The sequence below is a fragment of the Couchioplanes caeruleus genome (assembly GCF_003751945.1).
Taxonomy (GTDB): Bacteria; Actinomycetota; Actinomycetes; order Mycobacteriales; family Micromonosporaceae; genus Actinoplanes; species Actinoplanes caeruleus.
In genome coordinates, this window is record NZ_RJKL01000001.1 from 5,342,270 (window position 1) to 5,365,168 (window position 22,899).

Consider the following 22,899-nt stretch of genomic DNA (forward strand, 5'->3'; position numbering starts at 1 on the left):
GCGTTGCACAGCGTCACGGAAATGGGTCTAGGCTATCGCGCGTTGCCGAAAGTGGCCCAAACCTCGAGAGCGATAGAGAAACCGACGTGACGAGTGCATTGACGGCGCCCGAGGGCGCGGAGACGGCACCCTTCCCGGGCCCGCCACCCGGGGCCGAGCCCCTGCCCGGGCAGCTCGACCGCTGGCTGGCATCCCGGGGTGCCGAGCTGGTGGCCATCCGCCGTCACATCCACGCGCACCCCGAGCCGTCGAACGCCGAGTTCGAGACCGCCGCGCTCATCGCCCGCGAGCTCGCCGTCGCCGGGCTCAGCCCCCAGCTCCTGCCCAAGGGCAACGGGGTGATCTGCGACATCGGTCAGGGCGACCGGGTGATCGCGTTCCGCGCCGACCTGGACGCGCTGCCGCTGCAGGACACCAAGGACGTGCCCTACCGCTCCACGGTCGAGAAGGTGGCGCACGCCTGCGGCCACGACGTGCACACCACGGTCCTGCTCGGGCTCGGCCTGGCCCTGGCCCAGCTCAACGAGCACGGCGAGCTGCCCGGCCGGGTGCGCCTGATCTTCCAGCCGGCCGAGGAGTTCGTGCCGTCCGGGGCGCCCGAGGTCATCGAGGCCGGTGCGCTCAAGGACGTGGCCGCGATCTTCGCGTTGCACTGCTATCCGCAGCTTCCGGCCGGCCTGGTCGGCGTCCGTTCCGGGCCGTTCACCGCGGCCGCCGACACCATCCGGGTACGGCTCACCGGCCCGGGTGGCCACACCGCCCGGCCGCACCTCACCGCCGACCTCGTGCACGCCCTCGGCCGGGTGATCGTCGACGTGCCGGCGCTCCTGGACCGCCGCGTCGACCCGCGCGCCGGGGTGTCGATGGTCTGGGGTGCCGTGAAGGCCGGACAGGCGTTCAACGCCATCCCGGGCGAGGGGGAGGTGCTGGGCACCGTGCGCATCCTCAACCGCGAGGCATGGCGCGAGGCACCGGAGCTCATCACCAAGCTGATCCACGACGTGGTCGCGGCCACCGGCGCCGAGGCCGAGGTCACCTACAACCGCGGCGTCCCGCCCGTCATCAACGACCGGATGGCCGCCGCGGTCATCGCGGGCGCCGCCGGTGCCGCGCTCGGTGCCGACCGGGTGGTCGAGGCCGAGATCAGCATGGGCGGCGAGGACTTCGCGTTCTACCTGGAGAACGTGCCCGGCGCGATGATCCGGCTGGGCACCGGCACGCCGGGAGCCGAGGCGAAGTACGACCTGCACCAGAGCAACTTCGACGTGGACGAGCGCTGCATCGGCTACGGCGTGCGGGTCATGGTGCACACGGCCCTGGCGGCCCTGGCGACCGGCGCGTTCTGACGCTACGGCGTCTCGGCCGGGCCGGCCGTCGCGACCGCGGGCCGCAGCCGGCGGCGGCGCCGTACGAAGTGGACGCCGATCCACGCCGGCACGCCGAGGATCAGCAGCCATGGCAGCACCCACCCCAGCACCGTCGCCACCACGCCGAGTGAGGCGAGCAGGCCGGTCCAGCCCTTGCGCAGCCCGGCGACGAATCCGGAAGGCTCGTCGTCGGACTTCGCCGACGACTCGGGGTCCAGCAGCACGACGGTGATGGTGGACAGTGCGGTGAGATCCGCCAGCCGGCGCTGCTTCGCCTGCAGCGACGCGAGATCGGACTCCCGGGTAGCCACCTCGCGCTCCAGCATGACGAGGTCCTCCAAGGACTTCGCCTGCGCCAGCAGCTTGCGGCCGCTGGCCACCCGGGCCTGCTGGGTCGCGATCCGGGCCTGGAGGTCCACCGTCTGCTCGGTGACGTCCTCGGTGTCGATGCCGCGCTGTTCCTCCTCGCCGAGCTGCGCGACCTGGTCCACCACGGCGGCGAACTTGGCCGCCGGCACCCGCAGGGTCAGCGTGGCGTCGGACGGCTCGTCCTTGCCCGAGCTGCTGCGCTTGTCTCCGCCGACGAACCCGCCCGCGCCCGTCACGATGCCGGTGACCCGCGCCGCGGCGGTGCCGACGTCCTCCACCCGTACGGTGATCGAGCCGGTATAGACGATCGACCGCTGGTCCACGCCGAGGTGCGGAGCCTGGGCGGCGGTGTCCTTGCCCTGCGGCGGCGCGGCGCCGGCCTGGTCGGGCCCGGCACCGGCCTGTGGCGGCGCGGCGCCCTGCTCGGCGGGGGCGGGCCCGGCTATGTCCCCGCCGCGGCTCGACGCCGATTGCGAGTCACTACTGCTGTATCCGCTGCATCCGGCCAGCGCGAGTGCGGCCGCGATGCCGGCGGCGCAGAGGCCGGAGGTCAGCCGGTGCCGTGCGTGTGATGGTCTGATAGAGGACGAACCCGCCATGGTGATTTCTCCTGTCCCCGTGAGGTCTGGAGCCTGGGACGTGCGGCGCACGTCCGCCGGTTCCGGCAGACTGCGGGTTGGACGGTCACGATTCGGCAGCGGAGGAGACCCGTGCACGTCACGAAGTTCACGCATTCCTGCCTACGGTTCTCCGGCGACGGCGTGCTCGTCGTGGATCCCGGCGCCTTCAGCGAGCGCTCGGCCCTCGCCGGCGCGGACGCGGTCCTCGTCACCCACGAGCACTTCGACCACGTGGACGTCGAGGCCCTCGCCGAGGCCCTCAGCGCCCGGCCGGAGCTCACCGTCTACGCCCACGCCGACGTCCTGCCCGCCCTCGGCGGGTTTGAGGGCGAGGTCATCACGGTGGAGCCGGGCGCCGAGTTCCAGGCCGCCGGTTTCACGGTCCGGGCGTACGGAGGCCGGCACGCGGTGATCCACGAGGACATCCCGCGCATCGCCAACCTCGGCTACCTCGTCAGCGACGGCACCGACTCGGCGTACACGCCGGGAGACTCCTTCACGGTCCCGGACGAGGAGGTCGGCACCCTGTTCGTGCCGCTGAACGCGCCCTGGATGAAGCTCAGCGAGGCGATCGACTTCGTCCGCGCTGTGCGGCCGGGGCGGGCGTACGCCCTGCACGACGCCCTGCTCACCGAGACCGGCGCGCAGATCTCCAACGGCCACCTGGAACGCCTCGGCGGCACGACGTACGCACAGGTCGCTCCCGGCACCACGATCTCCTGACGTGGCCGCACCCCCGGGCACCGACGAGCTGATCCGGCGGCTGTACGAGGCGCCGCCGGACGGCTTCGTCGCGGGCCGCGCCGCCGCGGTCGCCGCCGCCCGCAAGGCCGGCGACAAGGAAGCGGCCAAGCGCCTCGCCGCCCTGCGAAAACCCACCGTGGCGGCGTGGCTCGTCAACCTGCTCGCCCTGCGCCGGCCCGAGCTCATCGACGACCTCGTCGAGCTGGCCACGGCGCTGCGCCAGGCCCAGCGCAGCCTGCGCGGCGACGACCTGCGCGAGCTCTCCCTGCAACGCCGCCAGGTGGTCTCCGCCCTGGTTCGGGCCGCGCAGCAGCTCGCGGTCGAGGACGATCCCGCGCTGCGCGGTGCGAAGCTGCCGATGGCCGAGGTCGAGGCGACGCTCGGCGCGGCCCTGGCCGAGCCGGACGTCGCCGAGCAGGTGCGCAGCGGCCGCCTGGTCAAGGCCGCCACGTACGCCGGCTTCGGCGAGGTGCCCCGGCCCCGGCTGCGCCTGGTCACGGCCGACGACGAACCCGCCGCGGCGCCGGCGCCGGAGACCCCGGACGAGGAGCCTGAAGAGGAGGAACCGAAGCGCGTCCCGGCGCTGGAGGAGCGACGGCGTCGCGCCGAGCAGAAGGCCCGGGACGAGCGCGCGGCCAAGCGCCGGGATCTGCGACGGGAACTCACCGCGGCACGGGCGGCCGACCGCAAGGCGAAGAGCATCCTGGAGGACGCCGAGGAAGCCGAGCGCGCGGCGAGCCACGCCGTCGACGAGCTGGAGGAACAGATCGCCGAGCTCGAGCGCCAGCGCATCGTCGCCCAGGCCGAGGTCTCCCGCCGCAAGCTGGCGCGACGTTCTGCCGAACGCGACGCGTCGGCCGCGCGCCGGCGGGTCGGCGACGTGGAAGCGGCACTCGAAGATCTCGATGCCGAGGAACCGGACTAACGGCGGTTTTCCAGAACCGGTCAGGAGTAGCAGAATCTCCTCGTGTGACCCCCGAACAGGCAGCCGCCAATGCCCGGCCGGGACTCACGTCCCTCGTCGGGGCGTTCGCCGAGTCCCCGCAGACGCTGCGCCGCGCCCGGCTGATGGGGTTGTCCGGGTGGGCGTACCACGTCTCGGCCCGGGCCGGCGTGCTCGGCGACGTACGGCCGGAGACCGTCGCCGCCGCCATCGGATTCATCGCCCCCGAGGCCGTCACCGACGGCTGGGAGGCGGCGGCGAAGACTACCCCGCCCGTCGAGGTCGCCACCTGGCACCTGCACGAGCTGTGCCGCTGGGGCGTCGACCAGCTCGGCGGATTTCCCCGCCTCACCCGCCTGCTCGACCTGTCGAAGCGCGTCGTGTCCGCAGTGGACTGCGCCGGACTCACGCTGTTCGCCGCGTGGCGCGCGATGCCGGTGCCGGACACGTCGCCGGGGGCGCAGGCCGCGGTCCTGCTGCATCTCATGCACGAGCACTGGCTGGGCGTGCACGTCGTGGCCGTCCGCGCCAGCGGCCTCACCCCGCTGCAGGCGATCATCGCCGGGCCGGAGGGGGAGACGGGCGCGGTGGCGTTCGGCTGGCAGCCGCCGTACCCACCGGCCGGACCGATCGTGCGCCGTCTCATGTGGGCCGAGTCCGTCGCGGGCTCGCTGGCCGGTCAGGCGTACGCCACCCTCGACCGCGCCGAGCGCATCGAACTGGTCGGCCTGCTCGAATCCCTGTCGCATCGCCTCGGGAGATGAGGCAGGCTGGCGCGGTGACCCACCTGCCTGCCGGCTGGCGCACCCGCCGGCCCACCCTCGACGACATCCCCGAACTCCTGGCCCTGGCCCACGCGAGCGACATCGCGGCGGTCGGCGAGCCCGACTTCACGGTCGACGAGGTCCGTGAGGCGTTGACCGGTCCGAACACCGACATGGCGAAGGACTGCTGGCTCGCGCTCGACGCGGACGGCGCTGTCGTCGGATGGGCATATCCGAACAACGCCGACCGCGGTGACCGCGACTTCCTCGAGGTGTACGTCTGGCCCGAGCGCGGCGTCCCGGCGCAGCGGCCGCTGCTCGCGCTGCTGCTGGCCCGCGCCGCCGAGCGCGGTGCGGAGTTCGGCCACGAGGCCTACATGGTGCGCGCGGGCGCGATCCCGAACGAGAAGCCGTGGATCGAGGCGCTGACCGACGCCGGGTTCACGTTCCTCAAGCAGCACGCGCGCATGACCATGTCGCTCGACGGGGTGTCACCGGTGGCGCCCGAACCGCCCGCCGGGATCACCGTACGGCCGGTGCACGCGGACGAGCTTCGCCGGTTCCACGCCACCATCGCCGAGGCGTTCGCCGACAGTGACCACCCGGCCCCCGGATACGAAGCGTGGCGTTCAGTGGCCGGGGACGACCGCAGCGACTGGTTCGTCGCCTTCGCGGACGGCGAATGGGCCGGAGTGCTCCAGTCGTCCGACTCCGCGGCCGAGGAGGGGTCGGGGTGGGTGAAGAATCTCGCGGTGCTCCGGGCGTACCGGAGAAGGGGTGTGGGTGAGGCCCTGCTGCGCCGGGCGTTCGCGGCCTACGCCGCGCAAGGACTCACCCGGGCCGGCCTGGGTGTCGATCTGGCGAACCCGACGCGGGCCGCGCGTCTCTACCGCGCCGTCGGCATGCACCCGATGTACGAGGCGAACATCTACCAGCGCCAGATCTAGAGCTCGGGTGACGAGGTGCGGGTGGGACGCTGGCGCAGCTCGTTGACGTAGTCGTCGGGGGCGCCGGCCTTCTCGGCGGCGTTCGCGATCTCCGAGAGATACCACGCCGTGGGCATGCCGCCCTCGTAGCCGTCGAAGACGTAGACCCAGGCGCTCAGGTCGCCCTCCAGGGTCGAGACGCGCACGGTGAGCTTCTGGTACGCCCCCGCGGTCACGCCCTCGACCTCGTCGAGCTGAGCCGCGTCCCAGGGGTGCACGTCGTAGAGGGCGACGAAGACCCGGTCGCCGGGGGACTCGACGATCGTGGTGACCGCCCCCTCCCAGCCCAGGTCGCCCTCCCCGGCGAAGGTCAGACGCCAGCCCTCGACCCACCCGACACCCACCATCGGCGAGTGCGGACAATAGGCCCGCATCCGGGCAGGATCAAGGTTGGAACCGTACGCGGCGTAATGACCCACGGCGATGACGATAGCCCGGCACCGCGTTGGGGGAGAATACGAGGCGTGCGTGTCGGCACAACTCAGTCACGTAAGTGACGAAACGTAACAATGGAGGTAGAGCGCGTGAGTCGGATCGTGATCATCGGCGGTGGGCCCGGCGGGTACGAGGCGGCACTGGTCGCCGCGCAGCTCGACGCGGACGTGACCCTCGTCGAGGCCGACGGCGCCGGCGGAGCGTGCGTGCTCTCGGACTGTGTCCCCTCCAAGACGTTCATCGCCAGCTCGGAGGTCGTGACCGGTTACCGCCACAACGAAAGCTTCGGCGTCCGCTCCGCGGGCCTCGAGGGGGTGACCGTCGACGCCGTGGCGGTCAACGAACGGGTGAAGAAGCTCGCGCTCGCCCAGTCCGGGGACATCCAGACCAAGCTCGTCAAGGCCGGGGTCGACGTGGTGCAGGGGCGGGCGCGGCTGGGCGAGGACACCCTGGGCCACACCCACCAGGTGGTGATCACCCCACACGGCGGTTCCCCGTACACCGTCGACGCCGCCACGGTGCTGCTGGCCACCGGCGCGACCCCGCGCGTCCTGCGGACGGCCGTCCCCGACGGCGAACGCATCCTCGACTGGCGGCAGGTGTACGACCTCACCGAGCTGCCCTCCCACCTCGTGGTGATCGGCTCCGGCGTGACCGGCGCCGAGTTCGCCAGCGCCTACCTGGCGATGGGCGTCGAGGTGACGCTGGTCTCCAGCCGCGAGCGGGTCATGCCGCACGAGGACGCCGACGCCGCCATGGCCATCGAGAGGGTCTTCCGCGAGCGCGGCATGACCATCCTCAACCAGTCCCGCGCCGACTCGGTGGTCAACACGGGCGACGGCGTCGAGGTCACCCTCGCCGACGGCCGGGTCGTCGCCGGCTCCCACGCCCTGATGGCCGTCGGCGCCGTGCCGAACACCGCCGACCTGGGCCTGCGCGAGTACGGCGTGGACGTGGCCCAGGGCGGCTATGTCACGGTCGACCGGGTCTCCCGCACCAACGTGCCCGGCATCTACGCGGCCGGCGACTGCACCGGCGTCCTGCCCCTGGCCAGCGTCGCCGCCATGCAGGGCCGCATCGCGATCTGGCACGCCATGGGCGAGGCCGTCGCGCCGCTGCGGCTGCGTACCGTGTCCGCCAACGTCTTCACCGACCCGGAACTGGCGACCGTCGGGGTCTCGCAGGACGACGTGGACGCCGGCAAGGTCCCGGCCCGCCAGGTGATGCTGCCGCTCACCGGCAACGCCCGCGCCAAGATGGCAGGTCTGCGCGACGGCTTCGTCAAGCTCTTCTGCCGCCCGGCAACCGGCCAGATCGTCGGCGGCGTCGTGGTGGCACCGAAGGCGAGCGAGCTGATCCTGCCGATCACGATGGCGATCGAGAACAATCTCACGGTGGACCAGCTCGCCCATACGATCACGATCTATCCGTCGTTGTCCGGGTCGATCGCCGAGGCCGCCCGCCAGTTGATGCTGCACGAGCGCGAGTAGGCGTCCTTCCCGTCGCCCGGCTGCCGTCTCTCGTCGCCCGGCTGCGGTCTTCCGTCTCCCGGCCGCCGGCTTTCGTCTCTCGTCTGCCGGCTGCCGGCGGGGCCGGGTTCACCGGCTCGTCCTTCCCCGGTGGTGGCGTGCGGCTTTCCGTCGGTGGCGGCCTATCCGGCTCGTCTCCGGTTCTCTTCTCGCGGCGCGGCCTAGGCGGGGTGAACGGGCTGGATCGGCGCGTTCGGCACCGGTTCGTCCTCCCCAGCGGCGTCCTCGGGCAGGTCGTCCTCGCTCTTGCGCCCGCCGAAGAGCGCCAGGATCCAGCCCGCCGTGCCGAAGATGACCGCGGCCGTGGCGGCGATGGCGAAGAGCCGCCACGCCGACTGGGTCACCGCGGTGCCGCCGACATGGCCGACCAGCCCCCCGTACGTCGCCCAGGCCAGCGCCGCGCCGCCGTCGTAGAGCACGAAGAGCTTGATCGGGTAGCCGGTTCGCCCGGCGTGGTAACCGGCCGCCATCCGGCCGCCGGGAACGAAGCGGCAGAGCAGCAGCACGAGCGGGCCGGGCTTGCGCAGGCCACGAGTGAAACGCTGGGCGGCCCGGCGGGTCCTGGACCCACTTTTCCCCGAATGGGTGACACGGTCGTGTGAGCCTCTCGCCTCATCGACCGTGCTAGTGGCGTCGTAGCTGCCGGCTGCTCCCCCGCGGTGCGGGTCCCCGGCGTCCTCGGCGCCATCGGTGCCCGGCGCGAACCTGGCGCGGAGGGCGGCGAGTCGGCCCCCGCCCCGGTGATCGGCGGCATGCCCGGCCGTGCGGCCGAGAACGAAAGCAATGGAATCACCGGTGAACATGCCCAGCGCGCCGACGGCGATGACCAGGGCCAGGTTCAGGTTGCCGTAGACCGTGAGGGCGCCAGAGGTGATCATGATGGCCTGAATCGGCACCACCGGAACCAGCGCATCGACGACGAGGAAGCCGAAGAGAGCGAGATAGGCCCACGCCGGCGTTGCCAGAATGGTCAACAGGTCGGTCATCGGCTTGGCCACCTCACGGCTCCAGGGTCCCCGGCATTGTCCGTGGGCGCACCTGAGAATGGGCTGAGCTCAGCATGCGCCCTGATCAGGCCCGGCTAACGGTGATGCCCGACACGGTACGTCCTCCACGGTGCACGCGTAGTACGCGACGCGGGGGCTTTCCGCCGACCCCGCATCCCGGACACCGAATGGCAATGAGCGCCATACCCGGCACCGTTCAGGAGGGGTGGCCCCCCGAGATGCTGATGGGTGTGTCCGCCATCCGCAGGGGCCGGAGTGTCCGACGGGGTAGTTGTGAACAGCGGGACATCCGCTTCTGATGGGGCGCGCACGAGCGTACTTTGTTAGGAGTCCGAAACGCCGAGTCTCCCGTTCTCGACGTTGCGGACAAATGGCGCCCAGGGCCCGGCCACCACAGCCGGCTGCGAGGCGCTCGGGCCGTCGGTAGGTCCCGTACCGGCGGCCCGACTCCTGCCGCCGCATGTCGCGGCATTACCAACACCTCGCCGCCGGTATCTCCGGTGATCACCACGCCTCAGGCCGGCCGGCATGTCCAGTGGCCGCACGGCCAAGGCCGCGGTCATATCTACGTGAACCACGGCCGACGCCGCGCCGTCACATCCCTGGCACGCGGCGCTTGCCGTTGGCGGGTTCACTGTGGCTCGCGGTGTTTGTTGTTGCCGGGTCCCGGTGGCTCGCGGCGTTGCCGATCGGTGAGTCCCCGTCGCCCGCGGCTTTCGCCGTCAGCGTGGCGCGCGGGTCACGGCTTCCTTTGCCGGTGTGTCCCGCGCCCCGACCTGGCTGCCGGGTGTGTCTCGTGTTGCCGGCTCAGCGTGGCGCGTGGGTCACGGCTCCTTCCGCCGCTGTGTCCCGCGTGCCCGACCTTCGCCGCCGGGGCGCGCCTCGTGCCTCCGGCGGCTGCCCGCGGTATGTGAATCGCCCGGCTGCCGCCCAGGCTCAGTCGTCGATCGTGCAGATCGTCGTGCCCGCGGTGACCGTGGAGCCGACCTCGGCGGTCAGGCCGTTGACCGTGCCCGCGCGGTGCGCCTGGAGGGGCTGCTCCATCTTCATCGCCTCGACGACCACGATGACATCGCCCTCGGCCACGGTGTCACCGTTGGCGGCGGCGACCTTGACGATGGTGCCCTGCATCGGTGCGGTCAGCGCGGCGGCGCCGCCCGGGGCCGCGGACGCCGCTCGGGCGCTCGCGCGGCGGGAGGTGGGGCGGGCTGCGGGGGCTGTGCCCGTACCCGTCATGAGATTGGCCGGGAGACGCACCTCCAGGCGCTTGCCGCCGACCTCGACCACGACGGTCTCGCGCTCCGGCGCGTCCGGCGCCGGACCGGCGGTCGGCGTGAAGGCCGGGACGCCACCGGTCCATTCGGTTTCGATCCAGCGCGTGTGCACGGAGAAGGGCTCGTCGGTGAACGCCTCGTCGCGCACGACCAGGCGGTGGAACGGAAGGACGGTCGCGATCCCCTCGATGACCGTCTCGTCGAGCGCCCGGCGGGCCCGCTGCAGTGCCTCGGCCCGGGTCGCCCCGGTCACGATGATCTTCGCCAGCATCGAGTCGAAGTTGCCGCCGATGACGCTGCCCGCCTCGACGCCCGCGTCGACCCGGATGCCCGGTCCGGACGGCCAGGTCAGGCCGGTGACCGTCCCCGGAGCGGGCAGGAAGTTGCGGCCGGCATCCTCGCCGTTGATCCGGAACTCGATCGAGTGACCGCGCGGCTCCGGATCCTCGGACAGCGCCAGCGGCTCACCATCGGCGATGCGGAACTGCTCGCGGACGAGGTCGATGCCGGCGGTCTCCTCGCTGACCGGGTGCTCCACCTGGAGTCGCGTGTTGACCTCGAGGAACGAGATCGTGCCGTCCTGCCCGACGAGATATTCCACCGTGCCGGCGCCGTGGTAGCCGGCCTCACGGCAAATCGCCTTGGCGCTGGAGTGGATGCGCTCCCGCTGCTCGGACGTGAGGAAGGGAGCCGGCGCCTCCTCGACCAACTTCTGGTGCCGTCGCTGGAGGGAACAGTCGCGCGTGCCGACGACGACCACGTTGCCGTGCGTGTCGGCCAGCACCTGCGCCTCGACGTGACGCGGCCGGTCGAGGTAGCGCTCGACGAAGCACTCGCCGCGGCCGAAGGCCGCCACCGCCTCGCGAGTGGCCGACTCGAACAGCGAAGGAATCTCCTCGAGCGTGCGCGCGACCTTGAGACCGCGCCCGCCGCCACCGAAGGCGGCCTTGATGGCGACGGGAAGGCCGTGCTCGCGAGCGAACGCGACGATCTCGTCCGCCCCGGAGACCGGCTCGGCCGTGCCGGGCACGAGCGGCGCGCCGGCCCGCTGCGCGATGTGCCGCGCGGTGACCTTGTCGCCCAGGTCGCGGATCGCCGCCGGCGTCGGACCGATCCAGGTCAGGCCCGCATCGAGTACGGCCTGAGCGAACTCGGCGTTCTCACTGAGGAAGCCGTAGCCGGGGTGCACCGCGTCAGCTCCGCTGCGTGCGGCGACATCGAGGATCTTGTCGATGCGCAGATAGGTCTCGGCCGCTGTCTCGCCGTCGAGGGCCCAAGCCTCGTCGGCGAGCCGCGCGGGAAGCGCGTCCCGGTCACTGTCCGCATAGACGGCGACACTGGTCAGGCCCGCGTCTTTGCAGGCCCGAATGACACGGACGGCGATCTCGCCGCGATTAGCGATCAATACCTTGCGCACGGGCTGAGCCTATCGTCCGATGTCACCGGCGCGCTCGGACCTGTGGACAGAGCCGTGCCCTGTGCCGAATGTCGGCCTTGTCCGTGCGGCTCGCTGCCTATCGTCCCTGTTCCTGCCCCTCGGCCTTTTTCCACAGGGCCGGAACGCCGACGCCGAAGGTCAGAAGAAGCCGGCGAAGAAGTGGCAGAGACAACCCGATGACGTTGCCGTGATCGCCCTCGATCCGCTCGACGAAGGAACCACCAAGTCCGTCGATGGTGAACGCCCCGGCGACATGCAGCGGCTCGCGGCTGGCGACGTACGCTTCGATCTCGGAATCACTGACATCGGCGAAGTGCACGACCGTGGCACCCACGTCCTCCGCCTGCTTGCCGCTGGTGAGATCGGTCAGATGATGCCCGGTGTGCAGCACCCCGGACCGCCCCCGCATGGCCGTCCACCGCCGAACAGCCTCCGCGGCGTTGGCAGGCTTACCGAGAATCTGGCCGTCGAAGGCCAGTACGGAGTCGCAGCCGAGCACGAGAACGTCGGGGTCAGGAGGAAGCGTGGAAGCCACGGCCCGCGCCTTCATCCGCGCCAGCGCAAGGCAGAGATCGTAGGCATCGGCCGCCTCGACGACGGACTCGTCTACGCCGCTGACCTGAACAGATGGGTCGAAGCCAGCGGCCCGGAGCAGGGCCAGCCGGGCAGGGCTGGCAGAGGCAAGAACCAGCCGGAGGCCGTCGTCAGTCCGCACAAGACCCACGCTACAAGCTTCGGAGGCCCGCTCAGCGCGCCCCACCGGAGGACCGCCGCCGCCGAACCCACAGGACGGCCACAAGCCCGGCAACAAGCACCGCGAGGACGCCTCCAGCGGCCAGGGGAGTGCTGTCACCGGTGGGTGCGTCGCCGGGTGCGGCTCCGGGCGTCGGCGCGGCGGGCCCGGAAGGGGCGGCGGGCGCAGAACTGGTCTGCGTCCCAGAGGCGGAACCACCCTCACCTCTCAGAGCGGCCACGATATCGACGACGCCGTGTCCGTATTCATCATCAACACCAGGAGCACCTTTGTCGGTAGCGGTGTCCTGCAGTCGCTGCACGACCTCCTCGGCGGTCATTTTCGGGTACTTGCTTCGAAGTAGCGCCGCAGCGCCGGACACGATCGCCGCGGAAGCCGATGTTCCAGTGCCCGTGCGATACCCGCCTTGGTTGCTGGTGCTCACAATGTCTTCGCCCGGGGCCATCAAGTCCAGAGCAGGTCCGGTAACGGAGACGTCCGCCTTTTTACCTGAACGATCGACTGCGCCGACGGCGACGATACTCCCCAAAACCGCCGGCGCGGTTACACCGGCATCTTGTGGTCTGTTGCCAGCTGACGCGACGATGACAACGTCGGCTTCGGCTGCTGCTTTGACAGCTTCAATCGTCTTCAGGTCGAGGCCCCCGCCTACGGACAGATTAATGACCTTCGCGCCGTGCTGAACAGCGTAGTTGATCGCCGGCCCGATTTCGGCATTTCTCGGCTTGTTCTCGAAGATCCGAACGGGAAGAATCTTTGCTTCGGGTGCAATTCCCAGCGCGCCTTTGCCGGACCTCCCATGTGCTGCAATCAGGCCGGCCATGCCAGTGCCGTGCCCGGTTTTGTCACTGCGCCCATCTCGTCCCTTGTTTATGAAGTCGGTACCGCTGAGGATGCTTCCTGTGAGATCGGCGTGGTTGCTTACTCCGGAGTCGATTACACCGACCGTGACGCCACTTCCTGCTGCTATCTGATGAACATCGCCAATTTTCAAGAAATCGAGGTGCCACTGCTTGTCGCGGGTTGCGTCGGCGAGAGCCGGTCCGATCGGTATGCCGCTGCCGATGGCGAGCGTTACCAGTCCAAGTAGAGCGAGGAGTTGCCGCCTCATGCTCTGTAGCCGATGGCGGGTCCGGGGTCGATAGGGCTTGGATCGGCAGGAGGCAGCAGTACGGGATCGACGCCTTCGTCTGTAGCCCACGGGTTGTCCGGATCCCACCGCTTTGTGCTGGGCCTCTCGGAGTGCTCTCGTGTTCCAGTCAACGGTTGAATTAAGCCTCCGACCGCGTGTGGTGTACTCGCCGGTCTTGCTGGCGTACCCCCGACGGGGCTGGCCCCCTGCGGGCTTATGACGCCACCCACCGGATTGACTCGACCTCCGACCGATGTCCGGGATCCGGGGATGTTCGCGGGCATCTGTCCGATGACCCCGTTGCCCGGGCCGGCACCGATGATCCCGCCGGGTGGCATTGTCATACGCCCAGCGGGCCCGCTGCCACCTGTCCTGGATCCGCCCGGCTCGGTTAATCTTTCGCCGCGCGGTGGTATTCCGCCGGAGAATAACGGGTTGGTGGCTCCTGGTGCCGTGATAGCGCTGGGATGGAAACTTGCAGAAGTGCCTGTTGCAGGAGGGATCAGATTTCCCGCACCTGTCGTTCCATGCGTTGGTGATTGAGGGAGGTTGGCCGTGGTCGGGCTCATGCTTCCGAGTGTGGGTCCACTGCCTATGATTCCAGCTCCTCCTGGATTCGTGACTCCTGGAAGTGAACTGTTCGAGGGCGAACTTGGCATGGAGCTGTTCGTTGGGTTGGAAGCCGACCGTCCGCTGGCGCCCTCAGGTGACGGGATGACCGGCGGAACGGCGAGTCCTGAATTTGAATATTCTTGATCGTCTCCGCCGGTCACGTACCTAGAATATTCTGCGGGGTTGTACGGCTTCGGCTTCTGGAGGGCTGCCTGTCCGCTGATCACCGTGCTGCTCAGGTCGTACATGATGGCGCGCGCCTGGGTGTTCAGTTGCTCTTGTTGGGCGGCGGATACCGGCGGGAATGAGATCTTCGGTGGCTCGGCCGGGTCGGCCGCCTCGGCCTGCTGCTTGGCCTGCCAGGAGAGGTTCGCCCTCTCGTTTGCCTCGTACTGCTCGAACAGGGGTTGCAGCTTGTGGCGGGCCAGGCTGAGGGTCAGCGTGACCGTCGAGAAGGTCGTGTAGTTGGCGGATGCCGCCTCATGGGTGGCTTGGAGGTCGGCGATCAGGTTGTCGAGCCGTTCCAGGTAGGCCGCCGATGCGGGGCTTTTCGACGGCGGCCAGACGGATGCGAGATTGTCTCGGTACATCTTGACCTGGCCCAGATGGGTGAGGGTCAGTTCGGCCGTCTGCTTCCACCCTGAGACCACGTCGAAGTGGCTGTCGGTCTGCTGATTCGCGACCGCGGCCCACATGGTGCGGACGTCCTTCGAGTTCCAGTCGGTGCCGCCGTAGCCGCCGCCTCCGCCCGCGATGAGCATCAGAGCGTCTCCGTATCTCCGGGCGCGGGTACGGCGTCGGAGAAGGCCTTCTCGACGTCGGCCACGTTGGCGTGGGCGTACGCGTCCGAGTTCCGGTATTCGGCGCTGATGGACCGCGCCGCGGTGGCGAAGATGTGGGTGCCGTCGCGGAAGTTGAAGGTGTTGGCGAAGGTCTGGTTCTGGACCTCGTTGTGCACCGTGAGGAAGCTCTGCAGTTCGGGGAAGGCCGGGCCGGCCGCGGGAAGCTCGGTCATCATCGCCGTGGTGACCCGTTGCAGGTTCGGGTCGTATCCGGCCTGCACCTCGTTCGCGAGTGTCCTGGCGAACTCCTCCATCGCGTGGATGTCGGTTTCGATCGAGGCGAAGCTCGTGATGGAGCTGTCCGGCAACTCGTGCATGCGCCTGTGCCCTCCCCTGGGAGTGCGAAATCTTCCGCGACCCTAGTCCGTGCCGGCCCGGGGTTCGACCCCCCCGTGGCCGGGGCTGTGGACACTCCCACCATACTGAGGGCTGTCTATCCCTTGAGGGTCCTCAGCGGGGCAGGCTCGACTCTCGCCAGGAGCCGCGGCCCGCTCCCGGGCGGGCGCTGCGGAGCCACGGGTTCGTCGATGTGCGGGACTTTGCGGCATCCGTACCCGTGGATGCTCCGACCAAGGCCCCTACCAGGGCGGCCAGCTCTTCTGCGGTCGGTGCGCCACGGACCACGCTGACCAGCGGTTCCTCATTCATTGATCAAGCGTACGGTCTGGCCCGCGGTGTGCGGTGACACGCATCCCACACTCGGCTGATCGATTCGCTGCGGCTCGACAGGACCGGGTATTTTCTGCGTGATGTCTACTTCCCCCCCGCTCGTTGTCGCTGACCGCTACCGGCTCGTCGCGCCGCTCGGTCAGGGCGGGATGGGTCGTGTCTGGCGGGCGACCGATGTCGTCCTGCACCGGGAAGTGGCGATCAAGGAGCTTGTTCCTCCTCCGGGCCTCACTCCCGACGAGCGGCAGGAGATGCGGGAGCGCTCGTTGCGGGAGGCGCGGGCGATCGCGCGGCTCAGCAACATCAACGTGGTGCGCGTCTTCGACGTGCTGCGGACCGATGCGGATCCGTGGATCGTCATGGAGTACGTGCCGTCACGCTCCCTCCAGGACATTCTGGCCAGCGACGGACCCTTCAACCCGGTCCGCGCCGGCGAGATCGGGCTCGGCGTCCTCGGCGCGCTGCGGGCCGCTCACCACGCCGGTGTCGTGCACCGCGACGTCAAGCCCGGCAATGTGCTGATCGGCGAGGACGGCCGGGTCGTGCTCACCGACTTCGGCCTCGCCACGGTGCCCGGCGACCCGAACGTGACGCGGACCGGCCTGGTGCTGGGCTCGCCCGCGTACATTGCTCCGGAGCGTGCCCGCGACGGCTCTGCCGGTCCTGGTGCCGATCTGTGGTCGCTCGGCGCGACCCTCTACGCCGCGGTCGAGGGCGCGTCGCCGTTCGCGCGTTCCTCGGCGATCGCGACGCTGGCCGCCCTCGCGACCGAGAATCCGCCGCCGGCCCGCAACGCCGGTCCGCTCAAGCCGGTCCTCAACGGTCTGCTGCGCAAGGATCCCGCGCACCGCATCAATGCCGACGAGACCGAGCGTCTGCTGCTGCGCGCGACCGGGCGCCGGTCGCGGCTGAGCTTCCCGATGAGCGCGACGATGCGGCGTCCCGGCGCCGGTCGCGAACGTCCACCGATCGTTCCGGGCGTCACGGGCAGCGCGCCCGTCGTGCCCGGCCCGCGACCTCCGGTCACCTCCGGCCGGCCGCCGACGCCTCCGCCGACCGGCGCCGGCCGCACCGGTTCCGCGCCGGTGTCTCCGAGCCGGGGGGCCGCGCCGCCGCCGGTCCCTCCCGGCCGGGCCACTCCGCCGAACGTGTCGGGGCGCGCCGGGATGGGCCGGGCCACCCCGCCGGTCACCCACGGTCGCGTCGCGCCCCCGGTCACCTCCGGGCCGTCGGGTGCGACGCCGCCGGGCCGTCCGCCGGTCACGCCGGGCCGCGCGCCCGCGACCCCGCCGCCGGACCAGGGTCGCCCGACGATCTTCACTCCGGGCAAGGCCACGGTCGGCCGCGCGCCGCGTCCCGCGGACGCGCCCCGAAAGCCCGAATTGGACGCCACCAGGGTGGACCCGTCGGCGGTTTTCTCAAGTACGGGCACAGCGAAGCCGCCGCCCCCAGGGCAGGAATCAGGAGCGGAACCACCCACCACCCCTACCGCGACGATGCGCGGCGCGGGCTCCGCTTTGGGCTCCTTCACGGCCGAAGAGGTCGCCGAAGCCCTCCAGCGCCAAGCAGGCCGGCACCCACAGTCGACACCCACCCCGGCACCCCCGCCCCCACCCTCAACCGCAACCACCACCTCGACCTCGAGCAGCGCCTCGACCCCCAACAGCGCCTCGACCTTGAGCCGCCCCTCGACCCCGAGCCGCGACGAGGCATCAGTCTCGTCCCGCCCGGAGACGCCGAGCCCCTCGGAGGCCACGGCCGGTTCCCAGAAGGCGAACCCGGCCGACGCCCCGGCCAGTTCCGAGAAGCGGAGTCCGGCCGACACCCCGGCCGCCCCGGGACCGTCGGCGTCCGCCGAGGTCGAAACCGCCACGTCCGATGCACCGGCATCGACCGCCGGCGAATCGTCGGCCGCGCCCGGCACCGCAGCGGAACCGAAATCCTCCCGCGAGCCATTCGGCCCCCGCCCGACGAAGTCCACCAATGGGACGGACGGCGCCGGGGACGACAATGCCGCGACTGCCAAGGCCCCGGCGGACAAGGCTGCAAGCGATAAGCCCTCGCAGCCACAGGACGAGGTTGACGCGCTCAAGGGCGGCGACGCGCTCAAGGGCGGCGACGCGCTCAAGGGCGGCGACGCGCCCGAGAGTGGAGCGCCCAAGGAGGGTGGCGAGCCGGAGACGCCGCCAATCAAAGCCACCCCTGGTGCCGAGTCCAAGACCGCGGACTCCAAGGCTGGCGACCTGGCCGCCGAGTCCTCGACGGAAGAGGCCAAGCCGGAGCCGTCGCCGGCCAAGCCTGCGGTAGGCGCCCGGGCAGGAGCGGCCTCCACAAGCAAAGCCGCCCGAAAGAAGGGCCGCAGCCGGCAGGCGGCTGACACCAAGCCTGCCGCCGACCGCACGAACCAGGCGAAGGCGGCAACAGCATCGACCTCCGCGCAGGCCGAGAACGCCCAGCCTGCGACATCGCAGGACGCGAAGGCGGAACTCGCCGCAGCGCAGGACTCGACGGCGCAGGACGCCGCAGCCCAGGACGCCGCAGCCCAGGACGCGACAGCCGAGGATTCGACGGCGCTGGACGCGACGGCCCAGGATCCGGCGGAGCTGGACGCGACGGCCCAGGATCCGGCGGAGCTGGACGCGACGGCCCAGGATCCGGCGGCGCAGGACGCGACGGCCCAGGATCCGGCAGCGCAGGACGCGACCGCCCAGGACCCGATGGCGCAGGACGAGGCAGCCGAGGGCCCGACGGAGCAAGGCACGACGGCGGATGCGGACGAAACGCCCGCGGATGTCACGCCCGAGCCTGAGGTCGAAGCGCCATCGGCTGAGGCCGTCGCGGCCGTAGGCAAGAAGGGCGGTTCCGGCGCCGCGACGAAGGATGCCGAGGGCGGCAAGTCCGAGGGCGCGCGGCCCAAGAGTGACGTGTCTGAGCTCGCGTCTCTGGCGATGTCCGACTCGGATTCGCAGACCCGGGTCATCGGGTCCACCCAGAGCGAGTCGCTCGCGCCGACGTCCGGGGCGCCCGCGAGTCGGCCGGCGTGGCAGCCGATGAACCTGCGGGCGCCGTCGGCCGGGCGGCGCGGGTTGACCGTCCTGGGTGTCACGCTGACGCGGCGGCAGACCGTGGTCGGGATCGGCGTGCTGGCCGCCGTACTGTTGCTGCTGGCCTTTGTTGTTCCGCTGGCCTTAGTGAACGGCGGGGATGGTGAGCAGGGTCAGCGGGCCGGGGCGGGGCCGGTGACGACTGCCGGCAAGCCGAAGGCCTCCGCGGCGGCCGTCGCGCCGACGCCGTCCTCCGGGCCGACGCCGTCGAGCGCTGCTTCCCAGTCGCCGCCGCGGGTCGCGGTGCCCTCAGGCTGGCGGATCTATGGTGGCCCCGGGACCGGCTTCTCCGTGCCGCTGCCGCCGAATGCCTCGGTGAACGCCTCCAGCCCGGACGAAATCTACATCCAGCTCGAGAACCGGCTGCTGCTCATCGCGCAGACGGACCAGCCGAAGCCGGATCCCAAGGCCGACTGGCTCGACCAGGAGAGAAGTCGCTCGGGGGGCAAGTACCGCGACTACCAGCGGCTCAGGATGGATTCGGTCAAGTACTTCCAGAAGGCTGTCGACTGGGAGTTCTACTACACGACGACCACCGGATACCGGCAGCGCGTCGTGCGGCGGAACTTCCTGGTGGGCTCCGATAAGGCGTACAGCATCAACTGGTATGTCTCGCCCGAGGACTGGGACGCTTCGATGAAGGATCTGCAGGTCATCTACGACTGGTTCACGCCGATGCCGTGACCTCGTGCATGAGGTGATCGATGAATGGGTACTCATCGGGCACCGAATCAGGAGGTGCACGATGTTCCGCCGACACGGCAGCAAGCCCACGCTCGCGTTGTGGATGCTCGTCGCGCTCGCCGACATCGCCATCCTCGTGGTGGCCGCGGGTGTCATGACCGTGCTCCTGGTCGCCGCCGGAGCGATGATCGTGGCAGGCGCCGTCGCCGGCGCCCGCCAACTGCAACGCCGCCCAACAGCGCAGGCACCCTCACCCCTACGCCGCCGCGTCTGAACCGTGCGGGCCGCGTCTGAACCCCGCGCGCCGCCACCTCCCGGGGAGCCCGGAGAAGGACAAGGCGACCGCGCCGCGCTTGAACCGCGCGCCGCGCCTGAATCCGCGGGTGCGCAGCGGCAGAGCGCGTGGGGAGCTGCGGCCGGGGTCTGCGGGGCCGGGACGTGCGGCTCCAGCGGGTTTCGACAACGCCGCCGAGAACGGCGGGGCGGTTTCGCTGCGGTCGGGATCGGCCGGAGGGGCGGTGATCCGCTACGCTCCCGGGCTGTGTCGATCGACTCGGTGACTGATATCTGGGAGACGCTGTTCAGCGCCCAGCCCGACCCGCCTGGATTCCTCGTGCTGGTCACGGCGGCAACCGCGCTCCTGGTGGTCGCGTTCCGCCCGCTGTGGCGGGTGGCGCGCAACGCCGTCACCATCGCGCATGAGGGCGGCCATGCGCTCGTCGCCCTGTTGACCGGGCGGAAGCTGCGCGGCATTCGCCTGGAGTTCGACACGTCCGGCCTGACGCTGTCCGCGGGGCGGCCCACCGGGCCCGGCATGATCTTCACGCTGCTCGCCGGGTACGTCGCGCCGTCGCTGATCGGGCTGGGCGGTGCCTGGTTGCTCGGTGGGAACCGCATCACGCTGCTGCTCTGGCTCGCCGTCGCGCTGCTGTTGCTCATGCTGATCAACATCAGGAATGTCTTCGGCGCGGTCTCCGTGGTGGTCACCGGTGCGATCGTCTTCGCCGTTTCCTGGTACACGTCGCCGCAGGTGCAAGCGGCCTTCGCGTACGTCGGTGTGTGGTTCCTGCTGATCGGCGGGGTGCCGCCGGTGTTCGAGTTGCAGAAGTTGCGCAGCCGCGGCCGGATGCCGGAGTCGGACGCCGACCAGCTCGCCGGCCTCACCCACATTCCGGCGCTGTTCTGGGTCGCAGTTTTCCTCGCCGTCGACGTCGCGGCCCTGGTCATCGGTGGTTTCATGCTCGCGGGGCAGTGGCTCGCCGGGTAGCCGAACGGTCACTCTTTGTCTACGCAATAGGTGATGTGGGGCACGTATCGCCGACGATAGCTTCGGCCGTATGGCTGCTGAGCCTGTCATGGCCTGGAGCACCGCGGTGGTGGCGTTCGTCGGTGCCGTGCCGCTGTGGCGCTACACGACCAACGCCATCACGATCGCCCACGAGGGCGGGCACGCGGTGTTCGGCTGGCTGTTCGGCTCGGCCGTCAAGCACGTCAAGATCTTCCGTGGCGGCGCCGGCGAGATGCTGCCCGGGAGCGAGAACTGGGTCTCGAAGTTCGTGTCCCTCGTGGCCGGCTACCTCGGGCCCTCGATCTTCGGCTTCGCCGGCGTGCAACTGCTCATCCACGACTTCGATCCGCGATCGGTACTCTTCCTCAGCCTGGCCTTCCTGGCCGGCGTACTGATCATGGTGCGGAACCTGTTCGGCGTCTTCGTCATCCTCGCCGTCGGCGCCATCCTGTGGGTGGTCGCCATGCGCTCGACGTCGACGGTGCAGCTCGTTTTCGCGTACGTGTGGGTCTGGTTCCTGCTCATGGGCGGCGCCCGGCAGGTGCCGGAGCTTTTCTGGGCGATGCACACCGACCCGTCGACCGATGCGGGTCTGCTGCAGAAGCACACCCTCATCGGCGACGTGGTCTGGCTCTTCGTGTTCTGGCTGCTCTCCCTGGGCGCTCTGGTCTACGGCGGCGCCCTGCTCCTACGTCACTAGAGCGGGATGTTGCCGTGCTTCTTCGGCGGCAGCGTCTCCCGCTTGGTGCGCAGCGTACGCAGGGCGCGGGTCACCTGAATGCGTGTCTCGGACGGGGCGATGACCGCGTCCACATAGCCCCGCTCCGCCGCGACGTACGGGTTGGCCAGCGTGTCCTCGTACTCCTCGATCAGCTCGGCGCGCAGCGCGGTGGGGTCCTCGGCGGCGGCCAGCTCGCCGCGGTAGAGGATGTTCACCGCGCCCTGCGCGCCCATCACCGCGATCTGGGCGGTCGGCCAGGCGAAGTTCATGTCCGCGCCGAGGTGCTTCGAGCCCATGACGTCGTACGCGCCGCCGTAGGCCTTGCGGGTGATGACCGTGACCTTGGGGACGGTCGCTTCGGCGTACGCGTAGATGAGCTTGGCCCCCCGCCGGATGATGCCGTCCCACTCCTGGCCGGTGCCCGGCAGGAAGCCGGGCACGTCGACGAACGTGACCACCGGGATGTTGAAGGCATCGCAGGTACGCACGAAGCGCGCGGCCTTCTCCGACGCGGCGATGTCGAGCGTCCCGGCGAAGTGCATTGGCTGGTTGGCGACCACGCCGACCGGGCGGCCCTCGACCCGCCCGAAGCCGACGACGATGTTCTGCGCGTAGAGGGGCTGGATCTCGAGGAAATCCTCGACCACGGCCTCGATCACGTGGTGGATGTCGTAGGGCTGGTTCGCCGAGTCGGGGATCAGCGTGTCCAGCGCCAGGTCGGTCTCGCCGGGGGTGAGGTCGGCGGGCAGCTCGAAGACGCTCGGCTCGTCCAGGTTGTTGCTGGGCAGGTAGGACAGCAGCGCGCGCACGTAGTCGATCGCGTCGTCCTCGTCGCTGGCCAGGTAGTGGGCGTTGCCGCTGCGGCTGTTGTGGGTGCGCGCCCCGCCCAGCTCCTCCATGCCGACCTCTTCGCCGGTGACCGTCTTGATCACGTCGGGGCCGGTGATGAACATGTGCGACGTCTGGTCGACCATGACGGTGAAGTCGGTGATCGCGGGGGAGTACACCGCGCCACCCGCGCACGGACCCATGATCAGCGAGATCTGGGGGATGACGCCGCTGGCCCGTACGTTGCGGAAGAAGATGTCGGCGTAGAGCCCGAGCGCGACCACGCCCTCCTGGATGCGCGCGCCGCCGGAGTCGTTGATGCCGATGATCGGGCAGCCGATCTTCATGGCCAGGTCGAGCACCTTGACGATCTTCTCGCCGAAGACCTCGCCGAGAGAGCCGCCGAAGACGGTGAAGTCCTGGGAGAAGACGCAGACCTGGCGGCCGTCGATGGTGCCGTGACCGGTGACGACGCCGTCGCCGTAGGGCCGGTTCTTCTCCAGGCCGAAGTTCGTCGACCGGTGCCGGGCCAGCCCGTCCAGCTCCACGAAAGAACCCTCGTCGAGCAGCATCTCGATGCGCTCACGGGCGGTCTTCTTGCCGCGGGCGTGCTGCTTCTCGACGGCTCGCGCCGAACCGGCGTGCACCGCCTCGTCCGTCCGCCGCTCCAGGTCGGCGAGCTTGCCGGCCGTGGTGTGGATATCGGACTGCTCCACGTCCTGCTGGGTCGTCACTGTCCCGTGCCTCCACTCGCCCGCGCCCGGACGGTGCTCGCCGCCGGGCACGCCT

General features: G+C 70.4%; 19 protein-coding genes and 1 pseudogene. 10 read left to right on the top strand and 10 right to left on the bottom strand.

Annotation, left to right across the window (positions count from 1 at the left end):
- Positions 1–86: 86 nt before the first annotated feature.
- Positions 87–1,346 (top strand): amidohydrolase, encoded by a 1,260-nt coding sequence (locus tag EDD30_RS23815; protein ID WP_071810192.1) that lies wholly within the window; start codon positions 87–89, stop codon positions 1,344–1,346.
- Between the two features lie 2 nt (positions 1,347–1,348).
- Here EDD30_RS23815 and EDD30_RS23820 read toward each other — a convergent pair whose 3' ends face one another.
- On the bottom strand, positions 1,349–2,335 hold the full coding sequence (locus tag EDD30_RS23820; protein WP_071810193.1) for a DUF4349 domain-containing protein: 987 nt from the start codon (positions 2,333–2,335) through the stop codon (positions 1,349–1,351).
- Positions 2,336–2,446: 111 nt separating this feature from the next.
- Here EDD30_RS23820 and EDD30_RS23825 point away from each other — a divergent pair, with 111 nt between their 5' ends.
- Genes EDD30_RS23825 through EDD30_RS23840 form a run of 4 tightly spaced genes read left to right on the top strand, consistent with a single transcriptional unit; the run spans position 2,447 to position 5,754 of the window.
- Positions 2,447–3,079 carry an MBL fold metallo-hydrolase gene (locus EDD30_RS23825; RefSeq protein WP_071810194.1) on the top strand — a complete coding sequence of 211 codons (633 nt, stop codon included), beginning with the start codon at positions 2,447–2,449 and terminating at the stop codon, positions 3,077–3,079.
- Between the two features lies 1 nt (position 3,080).
- Positions 3,081–4,025: a hypothetical protein gene (locus tag EDD30_RS23830; RefSeq protein WP_071810195.1), complete on the top strand. Its 945-nt coding sequence runs from the start codon at positions 3,081–3,083 to the stop codon at positions 4,023–4,025.
- A 44-nt stretch (positions 4,026–4,069) separates the two neighbouring features.
- On the top strand, positions 4,070–4,807 hold the full coding sequence (locus tag EDD30_RS23835) for an SCO6745 family protein (RefSeq protein WP_071810196.1): 738 nt from the start codon (positions 4,070–4,072) through the stop codon (positions 4,805–4,807).
- 14 nt (positions 4,808–4,821) lie between these two features.
- Positions 4,822–5,754, top strand: a complete 933-nt coding sequence (locus EDD30_RS23840) for a GNAT family N-acetyltransferase (protein WP_244945380.1) — start codon at positions 4,822–4,824, stop codon at positions 5,752–5,754.
- On the opposite strand, the gene EDD30_RS23845 is transcribed toward EDD30_RS23840, so the two are convergent.
- Complete coding sequence (locus EDD30_RS23845; protein WP_071810198.1) at positions 5,751–6,212, bottom strand: gamma-glutamylcyclotransferase; 462 nt, start codon at positions 6,210–6,212, stop codon at positions 5,751–5,753. The genes EDD30_RS23840 and EDD30_RS23845 overlap by 4 nt on opposite strands.
- A gap of 105 nt (positions 6,213–6,317) precedes the next feature.
- Between EDD30_RS23845 and EDD30_RS23850 the strand changes: the two genes are divergently transcribed.
- Positions 6,318–7,718: an NAD(P)H-quinone dehydrogenase gene (locus EDD30_RS23850; protein ID WP_071810206.1), complete on the top strand. Its 1,401-nt coding sequence runs from the start codon at positions 6,318–6,320 to the stop codon at positions 7,716–7,718.
- A gap of 200 nt (positions 7,719–7,918) precedes the next feature.
- Here EDD30_RS23850 and EDD30_RS40870 read toward each other — a convergent pair whose 3' ends face one another.
- The 7 genes from EDD30_RS40870 to EDD30_RS23890 form a co-directional block, all read right to left on the bottom strand.
- A complete protein-coding gene (locus tag EDD30_RS40870; RefSeq protein ID WP_244945381.1) occupies positions 7,919–8,743 on the bottom strand; it encodes a DedA family protein in 825 nt (274 codons plus the stop codon).
- A gap of 957 nt (positions 8,744–9,700) precedes the next feature.
- On the bottom strand, positions 9,701–11,455 hold the full coding sequence (locus EDD30_RS23865) for an acetyl/propionyl/methylcrotonyl-CoA carboxylase subunit alpha (RefSeq protein ID WP_071810199.1): 1,755 nt from the start codon (positions 11,453–11,455) through the stop codon (positions 9,701–9,703).
- A gap of 97 nt (positions 11,456–11,552) precedes the next feature.
- Positions 11,553–12,191, bottom strand: a complete 639-nt coding sequence (locus EDD30_RS23870) for a Maf family protein (RefSeq protein ID WP_071810200.1) — start codon at positions 12,189–12,191, stop codon at positions 11,553–11,555.
- 31 nt (positions 12,192–12,222) lie between these two features.
- Entirely contained in the window at positions 12,223–13,341 is a 1,119-nt protein-coding gene (locus EDD30_RS23875; protein WP_071810201.1) for a S8 family serine peptidase, read from the bottom strand.
- A complete protein-coding gene (locus tag EDD30_RS38410; protein WP_143163077.1) occupies positions 13,338–14,735 on the bottom strand; it encodes a hypothetical protein in 1,398 nt (465 codons plus the stop codon). The genes EDD30_RS23875 and EDD30_RS38410 overlap by 4 nt, the downstream gene beginning before the upstream one ends.
- Positions 14,735–15,133 (bottom strand): hypothetical protein, encoded by a 399-nt coding sequence (locus EDD30_RS23885; protein WP_071810203.1) that lies wholly within the window; start codon positions 15,131–15,133, stop codon positions 14,735–14,737. The genes EDD30_RS38410 and EDD30_RS23885 overlap by 1 nt, the downstream gene beginning before the upstream one ends.
- A 133-nt stretch (positions 15,134–15,266) precedes the next feature.
- The gene (locus EDD30_RS23890) at positions 15,267–15,464 is read right to left on the bottom strand and encodes an acyl-CoA carboxylase subunit epsilon (RefSeq protein WP_071810204.1); all 198 of its coding nucleotides are present in this window, start codon (positions 15,462–15,464) and stop codon (positions 15,267–15,269) included.
- A 101-nt stretch (positions 15,465–15,565) separates the two neighbouring features.
- Between EDD30_RS23890 and EDD30_RS23895 the strand changes: the two are divergent.
- The 4 genes and pseudogenes from EDD30_RS23895 to EDD30_RS23910 all read left to right on the top strand — a co-directional run.
- Positions 15,566–16,627: pseudogene (locus EDD30_RS23895) on the top strand (serine/threonine-protein kinase); the annotation flags it as partial.
- 2,707 nt (positions 16,628–19,334) lie between these two features.
- Positions 19,335–19,547, top strand: coding sequence for a hypothetical protein (locus EDD30_RS23900; RefSeq protein WP_071810041.1), 213 nt, complete (start codon positions 19,335–19,337; stop codon positions 19,545–19,547).
- A gap of 267 nt (positions 19,548–19,814) precedes the next feature.
- Positions 19,815–20,540: a M50 family metallopeptidase gene (locus tag EDD30_RS23905; RefSeq protein WP_071810042.1), complete on the top strand. Its 726-nt coding sequence runs from the start codon at positions 19,815–19,817 to the stop codon at positions 20,538–20,540.
- A gap of 70 nt (positions 20,541–20,610) precedes the next feature.
- The gene (locus EDD30_RS23910; protein WP_084557961.1) at positions 20,611–21,261 is read left to right on the top strand and encodes a M50 family metallopeptidase; all 651 of its coding nucleotides are present in this window, start codon (positions 20,611–20,613) and stop codon (positions 21,259–21,261) included.
- On the opposite strand, the gene EDD30_RS23915 is transcribed toward EDD30_RS23910, so the two are convergent.
- Positions 21,258–22,826, bottom strand: coding sequence for an acyl-CoA carboxylase subunit beta (locus tag EDD30_RS23915; RefSeq protein ID WP_394328331.1), 1,569 nt, complete (start codon positions 22,824–22,826; stop codon positions 21,258–21,260). The genes EDD30_RS23910 and EDD30_RS23915 overlap by 4 nt on opposite strands.
- Between the last annotated feature and the right edge of the window lie 73 nt (positions 22,827–22,899).